This is a genomic window from Methanobrevibacter sp. (genome assembly GCF_045220775.1).
Taxonomy (GTDB): Archaea; Methanobacteriota; Methanobacteria; order Methanobacteriales; family Methanobacteriaceae; genus Methanocatella.
In genome coordinates this window covers 1-10416 of the sequence record NZ_JBGUWC010000074.1, presented here as the reverse complement: position 1 = coordinate 10416, position 10416 = coordinate 1, and the positions used below count along the sequence as shown (strand labels likewise).

General features: G+C 33.3%; 11 protein-coding genes. 5 read left to right on the top strand and 6 right to left on the bottom strand.

Going from position 1 to position 10416, the window contains the following annotated elements:
• Both ACJROP_RS04425 and ACJROP_RS04420 read right to left on the bottom strand, forming a co-directional pair.
• Positions 1-153, bottom strand: a 153-nt coding sequence (locus tag ACJROP_RS04425) for a formaldehyde-activating enzyme (RefSeq protein WP_406533732.1), incomplete at its 3' end; no start/stop codon positions are given.
• Between the two features lie 65 nt (positions 154-218).
• Positions 219-2045: a threonine--tRNA ligase gene (locus ACJROP_RS04420; protein WP_406534282.1), complete on the bottom strand. Its 1827-nt coding sequence runs from the start codon at positions 2043-2045 to the stop codon at positions 219-221.
• Between the two features lie 101 nt (positions 2046-2146).
• On the opposite strand from ACJROP_RS04420, the gene cfbB reads away from it, so the two are divergent.
• Positions 2147-3502: a Ni-sirohydrochlorin a,c-diamide synthase gene (cfbB, locus tag ACJROP_RS04415; protein ID WP_406534281.1), complete on the top strand. Its 1356-nt coding sequence runs from the start codon at positions 2147-2149 to the stop codon at positions 3500-3502.
• A 1-nt stretch (position 3503) separates the two neighbouring features.
• Positions 3504-4565: an oligosaccharide repeat unit polymerase family protein gene (locus ACJROP_RS04410; protein ID WP_406534280.1), complete on the top strand. Its 1062-nt coding sequence runs from the start codon at positions 3504-3506 to the stop codon at positions 4563-4565.
• Here the strand turns inward: ACJROP_RS04410 and ACJROP_RS04405 are convergent.
• Entirely contained in the window at positions 4551-5462 is a 912-nt protein-coding gene (locus tag ACJROP_RS04405) for a restriction endonuclease (protein WP_406534279.1), read from the bottom strand. The two genes, ACJROP_RS04410 and ACJROP_RS04405, sit on opposite strands and share 15 nt — an antisense overlap.
• Before the next feature lie 129 nt (positions 5463-5591).
• Here ACJROP_RS04405 and surE point away from each other — a divergent pair, with 129 nt between their 5' ends.
• Entirely contained in the window at positions 5592-6368 is a 777-nt protein-coding gene (gene surE / locus ACJROP_RS04400; protein ID WP_406534278.1) for a 5'/3'-nucleotidase SurE, read from the top strand.
• A gap of 5 nt (positions 6369-6373) precedes the next feature.
• Here the strand turns inward: surE and ACJROP_RS04395 are convergent, their stop codons facing one another.
• Positions 6374-6517, bottom strand: coding sequence for a hypothetical protein (locus ACJROP_RS04395; RefSeq protein ID WP_165814077.1), 144 nt, complete (start codon positions 6515-6517; stop codon positions 6374-6376).
• Between the two features lie 73 nt (positions 6518-6590).
• On the opposite strand from ACJROP_RS04395, the gene ACJROP_RS04390 reads away from it, so the two are divergent.
• Positions 6591-6794, top strand: coding sequence for an LSM domain-containing protein (locus ACJROP_RS04390; protein ID WP_405269399.1), 204 nt, complete (start codon positions 6591-6593; stop codon positions 6792-6794).
• On the opposite strand, the gene ACJROP_RS04385 is transcribed toward ACJROP_RS04390, so the two are convergent.
• Both ACJROP_RS04385 and ilvC read right to left on the bottom strand, forming a co-directional pair.
• A complete protein-coding gene (locus ACJROP_RS04385) occupies positions 6791-7795 on the bottom strand; it encodes a methanogenesis marker 12 protein (protein WP_406534277.1) in 1005 nt (334 codons plus the stop codon). The two genes, ACJROP_RS04390 and ACJROP_RS04385, sit on opposite strands and share 4 nt — an antisense overlap.
• Before the next feature lie 53 nt (positions 7796-7848).
• The gene (gene ilvC / locus ACJROP_RS04380) at positions 7849-8841 is read right to left on the bottom strand and encodes a ketol-acid reductoisomerase (RefSeq protein WP_406534276.1); all 993 of its coding nucleotides are present in this window, start codon (positions 8839-8841) and stop codon (positions 7849-7851) included.
• A gap of 175 nt (positions 8842-9016) precedes the next feature.
• Here ilvC and ACJROP_RS04375 point away from each other — a divergent pair.
• A partial coding sequence (locus ACJROP_RS04375) for a hypothetical protein (protein ID WP_406534275.1) occupies positions 9017-10416 on the top strand: 1400 nt, incomplete at its 3' end.

Sequence of the window (10416 nt, the reverse complement as noted above, 5' to 3'; positions counted from 1 at the left end):
GATTACACTTGTTAAAGGAGTGTGTCCAACAGATAAATTGGATAATCCATTAGCAAAAGCTTGACCAACAGGGCCGAATTTATCACCAATTAATAAATCAACGTGAGCTAATTCAGGTCCATCTCCAATAAGAGCTTCTCCTATTCTATACATTGGGTCCATTAAATTTCCTCCGTTAGTAATAACATTTTATAATATATTTTTATTTGTAAATATAATTATTGGAAGTTAATCCTTCTTGAAATATCCTTAGGTAAAGGCAATTTTCTGAAAGGTTTTCCTTCACATTTTTCATTGATTGCAGCAATTAGCTCATCAACTGTCATGTCGACCTTTTCGCCGGTTTCACGAACAGTCACTTGGAATTTGCCAGATTCCATTTCCTTGTCTCCAACAACGAAAATGTATGGAATCCATTCTTTAGCCGCATTTCTGATTTTTTTACCAATGCTTTCATCCCTATCGTCAATATCGACACGGATATTTGAAGCATTGATTTTATCATACAATTCATTTGCATATTCTTTGTGGTTTTCACCAACAGTCAAGATTCTTGCTTGAATCGGACTTAACCATGTTGGCAACATTGGAGCCTTTTCATTGATTTCAAGTGCAGTCTTTTCAAGCATTGCACATAAAACCCTTTCAATACTGCCGGTCGGTGAAGTGTGCAGGATTGTTGGGTTATGTTGCTCGCCGTCTTCACCCAGGTAGGTAATTCCAAACCTTTTACCACTTTCAACATCAATTTGAACAGTTGGGTTTTCGATTGGACGGCCTAAAGCGTCAATATTTGCCAAATCGATTTTGCATACCCAGTAATGGTGTCTTTCAGGCAAGATTTCTAAAAGGATAGGTTTTCCGAACTTACTGGCAATTTCATACATCCACTCTTCGTTTTCTTCAAAGAAGTCTTGGGTTGCTCTGAAAATTACTTCAAAATCCAAATTCAAATCTATACCTGTTTGCATGCACATGTCTGTTTGAGCGGAAAACTCTTCTAAAGATGAAGGTACATCACAACAGAATGAGTGACAATCCGGCATGGTAAATGCTCTTAGTCTTTTAAGACCAACAACTTCGCCTTTTTTCTCGTAACGGAAACTGTATCTAGTCAATTCAAAAATTTTGGCAGGGAAATTTTTCCATGTTAAGTATGAATCACTCATTAATCTGAATGCACCGAAACAAGCTGCAAATCTAAGCATTAATTTCTTTTTGGTATCGGTCCTGTATTGCCTTTCACCGAATTTATAAGCATGTTCGTAAATAGCTTGATTATCCAAATCATAGAAGATTGGAGTTTCTACAGGCATTGCTCCACGGCTTACAGTTAAATCATAAACATAATCGGATAATAAATCTCTAATTAGCTTTCCTTTAGGATACCATCTTAAGTTTCCGACATCGGATGCTGGTTCATAATCACAGATTTCTTTTTCCCTCATCAATTTGACATGTGGAGGCTCGCCTTCATCAGATGCGCCTTGACCAAGTTCATAATCAACGAGTTGCTTGAAAGCCCTGTTTTCAAAATTAAAGTCTTCAATTTGAGTGATCTTATCTCCTTCAAGAATCTGCCAGGTTGAAGGTTTTCTTTCGACTTTCACCTCTTCAGCATCATCTGCAGTGATAGTCCTTGAAAGTTCACTTAATGGGTGACCCTTACAGGAAATCTCAAATGCCTTATACCATCCGAAAGGTACTCTTTTTACGTTAAAATCTTCAGCCAATAAAGCTTCTTCTGCATCTTTTAAAATTTGAACTGCAACTTTTGGAGAGCTTAATGATGAAGATAAGTGAGCGTATGGATATAATACGATATTTTCAGCCTTAACTTGATCATTAGTCTTTTTAACTTCACTGACTAAATTTTTAACAATACCTTCTGGATTATTTTCATCATCTTTTTCAACAGCTGTAAATACCACTAAAGAGTCATCGAAGGAACCTTCTTTTTTCGCTTCCTCAATGTCTTCAGCTACAGGTGTTTTATTCTTTACATTGTAATTTAAATAATCAGAATGAATTAATAAAATTCTCATTTAACCACCATATATTATGATTAAAATTTTATTTTTAATAATATTTAAAATGATTTAATTATACAAAAATGATTATATAAAGAAGATTCAAATTAATATTTATGAGAATTATTTTAGCAGGAACCGGTAGTGCAGTTGGAAAAACAACAATAGCTACCGGAATAATGAAAGCTTTAAGTGAAAAATATAATGTTCAACCCTTTAAAGTCGGACCGGACTATATTGACCCTTCCTATCACACATTAGCCACTGGAAACGTGTCTAGAAATCTGGATTCTTTTTTTATGAAGGAAGGTCAAGTCAGAGATTCCTATCTAAAGGCGATGGGCGATAAGGATATTGCAGTTATCGAAGGAGTAAGGGGGCTTTATGAAGGAATTGATTCCATCAATGATATTGGAAGCACAGCTTCGATTGCAAAATCCCTAAAAGCTCCAGTAATATTAATAATCAACTCCAGAAGTTTGGTTAAGAGTGCTGCTGCACTTGTTTTAGGCTTTAAAGCACTGGATCCTGAAATCAATATTGCCGGAGTTATTCTAAATAAAGTAAAAAACAAAGCGCACTACGAAAAAACCAAAAGGTCAATTGAAGAGATAACAAAAACCGAAGTAATCGGAGGAATAATCCGTGACGATAAAATTTCAATTGAACAAAGACACTTGGGCCTCGTTCCTGCACGTGAAAGGGAAAATTCTCTTAAATTTATTGACATATGGTCTGACGTCATAAAAAATTCAATAGATCTGGACAGATTGGTTGAAATTGCAAAAACTGCTCCAAAAATAACCTCAGATATCGTGCCGATATGGAATAAACTAAACAAGCAACCAGTTAAAATCGGAGTGGCTTATGACGAGGTATTCAATTTCTATTATAAAGAAAATATTGAATCATTAGAAGCGAACAATGCTAAAGTCGAATATTTCTCCCCATTAAACGATGAAGAATTGCCTGACGTTGACGGTTTGTATATCGGCGGAGGATATCCTGAGCTGTTCTCGAAAGAACTTAATGCAAATCAAAAAATGCTTTCACAAATCAAGGACTTCCACTTGGAAAATAGGCCCATCTTTGCCGAATGTGGCGGTTTAATGTATCTCATGAATTCCATCCATGAAGATGAAATGGTCAATGTATATCCTTACAAGTCCATTCTAACGGATAGGGTTCAGGCATTAAAGTATACGATAGCTGAAGTTACCAAAGACAACATCATCTCCAAAAAAGGCGAAACATTCCACGGCCATGAATTCCACTATTCAAAAGTCATTGTAGACAAAAACAATATTAAGCATGACCTGGCATTTAACATCTTAAGGGGAAAAGGCTCATACAATAACCAGGACGGATTTATGGAAAAAAACACCCTTGCAAGCTATGTTCACACGCATGTGGCTGCAATGCCTAACTTCGGTGGAAACCTAGCCATTTCCAGCTATGAACTTGGAGGATAGGATGAATCTTAAAAGATTTGATTTTTTTAACCCGATGATTATTGTTGCTGCAATACTCGTTTTTTTAGCAATGGGTTATATTGGATCATTCAACTATAGATTCGAAGATCCTTTGAAGTTGGAAGTAATCTTGACAATCTTATTTTCCTGTTTGATTTTTACAATTGGAGTAGTATTCATAAAATATAAAATCAACGTAAGCGATGTTAAGGAAATTGATTTTTTATCCGAAAAGGTATTGGTAATTCTGGTCCTAATAGCAATAATATTGCAAGGGCTGAATTTGGTTTTGATTGGAGGCATTCCTCTTTTTAACAGCGTTTTAAAATCAAATGCAACAACAAACATTTGGAGAGTAGCTTATCCATTATTTTTAATAATGATAAACATCTTGCTTGCAAAATACTATGACAGGAAATATTTGCTGTTGGTTGGCTTGGGTGCATTAATTTTTGGCCTTAATGGATATAGAACCTCAGTTTTGGGAATTTTGGGAAGTTCATTCATTACGCTTTATTACCTTGATAAGATATCCAAAAGAGTGGGAATTATATTTGTTGCGGTTATTGCAATTGGAATAATGGCTATCGGATATATTGCATCACAATCCATTGCAACACAGAACTGGACATTGAATCCCCTAGAACTGGTATTCTATAGGGCCGCTTTTACACTGGAAGTGTTTGAAAAAATCATTCCGCTTGGAGAAAGTACCCATGGACACGTTTTAAGAATGATATTCTCATCAGGAAGTCCTAGAACATTCATTGGAGAATATGTCCTGCATTACACAGTCTGTTTAACTTCAACGCTATTCGGACCCGTTTATCTTGATTTCGGATTAATAGGCCTTACAGTACAAATGCTGTTTATGGGAATATTTTTAGAGTTAATCTATAAATTAAAAAAAGATGTTGGAGTAGGGATTTACTCCATAATTTTAACACACACAATCATATGGATAGAAACCGGACCTACAGACATAATGATTTGGTTCTTATACCTGATTGGTTTGATTCTAATAATGATAAATTTTAATCATATCAATTTAAACAAAAATTAATATGATTAAGATAATTAATGAAATAAAGAATACGAATGTTCCTTTAACGACGAAATCGCTATTTCTATCGGTGTATAAAGACAAACCATATGAAAGCATCAACGCTACAACGAGTTCTATTAAACCACTGATTCCTGCATCCATCTTCAATAAGTTACCTGCAATGAAAGATATGATGTAAGAAACAATTACAACTAAAACAATCAATCCGATTGGATTTTGAATGATTTGATAGAATAAAGAATCTCTTCCAAATCTGCTGTTTCTTCTTCTAGAATCATAATTATACAATGTAGTAACTGAATTGGACAATCCTCCATTATTGGATTTTCCTCTGTTCAAAAGTGAAGATAAACCGAATCCGCGATCCTCATCGACTTGCCTATATAATGTATTTTTATAAACAACAGGATTTTGCTCTCTTCTTCTCATCAGATACTCCATATCAGAGGCATCGTAGGTATATTCAGGATATTCCTCTTCAATATAAGTAGATGCACCGCCATCATAAGGAGTGTTATCTAAAGTAGTTTGGGAAGTCCTGTCCTGATATCTCTTAGCGAGTTCAAGTAAATTATCCCTATCTACCAATTTGATGTTTTTTCTAAGAGCATAGTTTTTTGCTTGTTCTGAAAAATAAGAAGAAGAAACAATGGTTGTTTTAGAAGCTTTTAAACTTTCTTGAACCTCTTCCATTTCTTTTAATACATCGACTCCAATCTTAAAATCCTTATCATAGTTTTTACATGCTACAACTACACCAAAATCCCCTATTGTTGTAGGCAAGATAGCATATATATCAATAACTTTTTGTGAAGTTTTAAAATTCTTATAAACTTTAAAACCGGAGTCCTCCATAACTTTAGCTATAAAATTAATCAATTGTGGCTTTTCCACGTTTCCACCTGCATGTGTTTTTACATTAAAAATTACTATTATATTTTATAAATTAAATTATTATTAAAGTTTTTTATAGTTACCTTAAAACCTAAAATTATTTAAAAATAAAATGCCCTAAATAAATATATGAAAGCATTAATAAGTAATGATGATGGAATAACTGCTTCAGGAATCTTAGTTGCAAAAAAATCAGTTGATGACTTATGTGACACTTATGTTGTAGCTCCTGAAACCCAACAAAGTGGAATAGGCCATGCATTAACATTATATGAACCTTTGAGAGTAAATGAGCATGTCTTAAAAGATGGAAGTATTGGCTATGGTGTAAGCGGAACACCAACCGACGCCGTAACAATTGCATTGTTTGAAATTATGGATGAAAAACCTGATATAATGATATCCGGAATAAATACAGGGTTTAATATTGGAAAAGCTGAATTAACAACATCAGGAACATTAGGGGCTGCTATGGAAGCTGCAAGCTTTAATATACCTACAATTGCAATTTCTCAAGAAGTGACAAGAGACGATGTCAAATTTGAAAATGGAGCTATTGAAATTGACTTTGATTTTGCAGGAAAAATGCTGAATAAACTAGCAAAGATTGTATTAAAAAAAGGATTGCCTGAAGGAATTGACTTATTAAATGTTAATATACCTGCAAATCCAAGAGATGAAGAGTTTGAAGTTGTAAAATTAGGAAAAAGGATGTATACCCCAATAATTCAAAAACGTTTGGATCCGCGTGAAAAACCATATTACTGGATTGGTGGCGAACCTTATGTTTCAGATGAACCTGGAAGTGATGGTTATGAATTGCGTAGAGAACAAAAAACTACCATAACACCACTCAAAATAGATTTAACTAGTGATATGGACCTTTTAAAAGAATGGTTAAGGTAAGATACTTACAGGTTTAAATCCTTAAGTATTTTTTCTCTTTCTTCCCTAAGTTCATTTAAAATCTTTTCATCAGTACATCCGTCTTTTTTTAACTGAGCTATTGTGCGAGTAATAGCTTCTAAATTACTTTCTAATTGATTGATTGCCATAGTTATATTATAGACATTAAACTATATAAAGTTGAAACTTCAAAATAGAAATAGAAACCAAGGATTTGAAAAAATGAGTCAAGACAAAGAAAATGTAAATAAACTTTTTAGACAATTTAAAAATAAATATGTAACCGTTGATTTAAGAGGCGACTACCAAAGCGAAGGAAAAGTGGTTGCAATTGATAATTATTTAAATCTCGTTTTAGAAAATGAAAACGGTTTAGAAACCGTTAAAGGTGGAAATATTATATTTATTAGTTTAAAAGAAGATTAGATATTAACTTCAATACCTAATATTTCTTTTTCACCATTATAAACATCCATCGCTATTTGAGCAGCACCGATTGCTCCTGAATCTTTAGAAATTACTTTTAAAGGATATTTGTTTTTGAAATACTTGTTGATTTCATCCGCAAAATTAAACGGTTCGGTTGCGCTTCCAATAGAACCTGTCAGAACTAATCCTTCAATTTCGTTTTTGCAGACTACATCTAAACCGGCTATCTCCATAGCTACAGTCATGATTAAAGTATCAATGGCCAATTTTGCTTTTTCATCACCATTTCTATAATTTTCTAAAAGCTGATCCTTCATATTGGCAACTTTGCCATCGATTCCAGCGATTTTAATAGCGCCTGCATGTGAAAAACAATCATTTGCTGATGCCTTTTTTTCATCGATATTTCTAATCATCTCTAAATCAAGAGGTCCATGGACAACACCCATAGCGCCCAAACATGCATCTATTGCACCCTTGATTTTTCCATCCTCAATTAAAATATCTACACTATTAGATGAAATATCAGCTACAATAAAATTAGACCATCCTGTTTCTTTTATAGCATTATACGAGATGCTTACCTTTTCGGGACTGGCCTGATGAGAGTAAGCTGCTCTGAATAACCTGTCTAAAGACTCGGAATTTTTATGAAGACCTGGAATCATTATTGAATCAATGTTTAATGCCTCCAATTCTGAAAATACTGATGTTCCACCGCCAGTTACCTTACCTGCACCGTTGATGGATAAAATTCCTCTGTCCTTTACTTTAGAGGTTGGCAGGATTTTACTTATTCCATCACCCATTGCATAGGTAATTGCCATCAATTTGACAGAATCAAAATCAACACGTTTTGCTAGCTCTTCAGTTGCAGAGACTAAACCCTGCTTACTTTCCTCCCTTCCGATTTTAAAAACCTCAATGACTTCACCGTCATCAGACATTATGCAAAAAGAGATTCCGGTAGTTCCATGGTCCATACCGATAAATACCATTATTATCACACTAAATAAAATAATAAAAAAATAGTAAAAGGGATTAAAAAGACTTAATCGTCTTTTTGTAATCCGCAAGCTTTTCTTAATCTTTCACCAACAATTTCGATTTCTTTTTGACCTTCAGCAGCCCTCATTTCTTTTAAGTTAGCTCCGTCGGTTGCGTTTTCATCAGCCCATTGTTTTTTGAAAGTACCATCTTGGATTTCTTTTAAAACTGCTTTCATACCGTCTTTTGTTTCTTGAGTAATAACTCTATTACCTCTGGTTAATCCACCGTATTCAGCAGTGTTACTTACATCATGCCACATTCCAGCAAAACCTTTTTCATAGATTAAATCAACGATGAGTTTTACTTCGTGACAGGTTTCAAAGTAAGCGATTTCAGGTTGGTAACCTGCTTCAACTAAAGTAGTGAACCCTGCATTGATTAATTCAGTAATACCACCACATAAAACTGTTTGCTCACCGAATAAGTCTGTTTCTGTTTCTTCTTGGAAAGTAGTTTCTAAAACACCTGCTTTGGTTAATCCACAAGCTTTTGCCATGCCCAATGCAAGTTGTAAAGCATCGCCGGTAGCGTCTTGTTGAACTGCTACTAAACCAGGAATACCGAATCCTTCTTCGTAAGTTCTTCTTACCATGGATCCAGGTCCTTTAGGTGCAAACATTACAATATTTACATCTTCATCAGGTTTGATTAAACCAAAGTGGATGTTGTAACCGTGAGAGAATGAAATGGTGTTGCCAGATTCAACATATGGTGCAATTTGTTCATTGTATACTTTTTCTTGGATTTCATCAGGAAGTAAAATGTGAATGATATCAGCTTCTTTAGCTGCATCTTCAATGGTTTTTACAGTCATGCCATCTTCTTTGACTAAGTTCCAAGAACTACCATTTTCTCTTACACCAACAATAACATTAGCTCCACTGTCAGCCATGTTTCTAGATTGTGCTCTACCTTGGGAACCATAACCAATTACTGCAATGGTTTTACCTTCTAAAGCATCTGTATTTACATCTGCATCGTAGTACATTTTCATTTAAATCATCTCGCTAAATAATTTGATAAAAGTTAAGATATCAAATAAATATCAAATAATAAATATGATTTTTTATATTTATAAAAGTAACCTAAAATATAATTTTAAATACTATTAACTGTAACATATAGTATACAGTTATTTAGGTGATATTATTAGAAAATTATATTCAATATTGTTATTTTCATTAATTTTATTTTTAGGCATCGGAATCGTATCCGCATCTGAAAATAATACCGATACTGGAGATATTGAAAATTTAATAGATGAATGTGAAGATCAAGGAAGCATAAAACTTGATGAAAAAACATATGAACTAAATCCTGAAAAGGAAACACACTTATATCTAAACAAATCCATTTCCATTGAAGGAATCAAAGAAAAGACAATCATTGATGGTAAAAATTCCACTTTATTTTTAGATACTGAAAAAGAACCGGAACCGGACTACAATGGAACAGTCATTATTGCAAAGGATCTCTACGACATCAGAAATACCGGGACCCACATTATTTTTAAAAATATTACCTTTAAAGATTTAAATTTGATAAGTCGCCATAAAATGGACTTTCTAGATTGTAAATTTATCAATGCAAATTTTACCAGCAAGGAATTGAATAATACCTTTGATAACTGCGTGTTCAATGAATCAAAAATTGAATTGAACTTATATCAGGGATACAAGTACTATTCAAAAATAATCGATTGTGCTTTTTATAACTCTACAATTACTTCAAAAAACAATTACTTCATTTTTATCTGTGGAAGCTCAATAATATTCATGCAAAATAACATAGATTTGATAAATTCCAGTCTAAACAATTCAGAAATTTCACTATCCCATTATAACATTAACATAGATAACTTAAAATTCCGCAATTCAAATTTAAAAGGATGGTCAGACAGAATCAACGTTAGCAACACCTCATTTGATAGACCTGTAATTGACCTTGAATATAGCTATATTAACTTTGAACAGGCAATATTAAATAACTCCGAACTTATGTTTCAAGGAGGATATTACAACAAAGGAAGTGAAGTGATTTTAAAAAATACCCTAATCAATAACTCCACTTTTGAATTTACACCGAACATTTATTCTGATGAATCTATCTTTATAATTGAAAATTCAACTGCTGAAAACTCCAAGATAAAAGCAACAGAAACCAATATCAAATCAAATAACTCAAATTTCTATAAAACAACAATTGAATCCCATATCTCAAATTTAAATATAAACAATTCCAACTTTTACAACGACGGAAATCTATCCAATACAATTATAATATACATGAATTCTATAGCGAATACAAGCAACATCATCGAAAACTCATATCTGATAAACAATACCGGAAAATACGAAATCAACAACAAGGACATTAATTTTGATACACTCTACAGAGTATCATTTAATAAAAATATTACCTATTACATAAATGACAGCATTACTTTCAACGTTAAAGATTGTTTTGGAAATCCAGTAAAAGATGTTAAATTATTTATCGAAAATCCAAATGAACCATATACAAGTTTTGTCTTTACAGATAAAAATGGGAACGCAAAATACACCCTTAA

Bases quoted from the DNA above. Each gene is read 5' to 3' on its own strand.
- surE (WP_406534278.1), top strand. From the start codon at position 5,592: ATGAAAGCATTAATAAGTAATGATGATGGAATAACTGCTTCAGGAATC.
- ilvC (WP_406534276.1), bottom strand. From the start codon at position 8,841: ATGAAAATGTACTACGATGCAGATGTAAATACAGATGCTTTAGAAGGT.
- ACJROP_RS04420 (WP_406534282.1), bottom strand. From the start codon at position 2,045: ATGAGAATTTTATTAATTCATTCTGATTATTTAAATTACAATGTAAAG.
- ACJROP_RS04410 (WP_406534280.1), top strand. From the start codon at position 3,504: ATGAATCTTAAAAGATTTGATTTTTTTAACCCGATGATTATTGTTGCT.
- ACJROP_RS04390 (WP_405269399.1), top strand. From the start codon at position 6,591: ATGAGTCAAGACAAAGAAAATGTAAATAAACTTTTTAGACAATTTAAA.
- cfbB (WP_406534281.1), top strand. From the start codon at position 2,147: ATGAGAATTATTTTAGCAGGAACCGGTAGTGCAGTTGGAAAAACAACA.
- ACJROP_RS04385 (WP_406534277.1), bottom strand. From the start codon at position 7,795: ATGGTATTTATCGGTATGGACCATGGAACTACCGGAATCTCTTTTTGC.
- ACJROP_RS04395 (WP_165814077.1), bottom strand. From the start codon at position 6,517: ATGGCAATCAATCAATTAGAAAGTAATTTAGAAGCTATTACTCGCACA.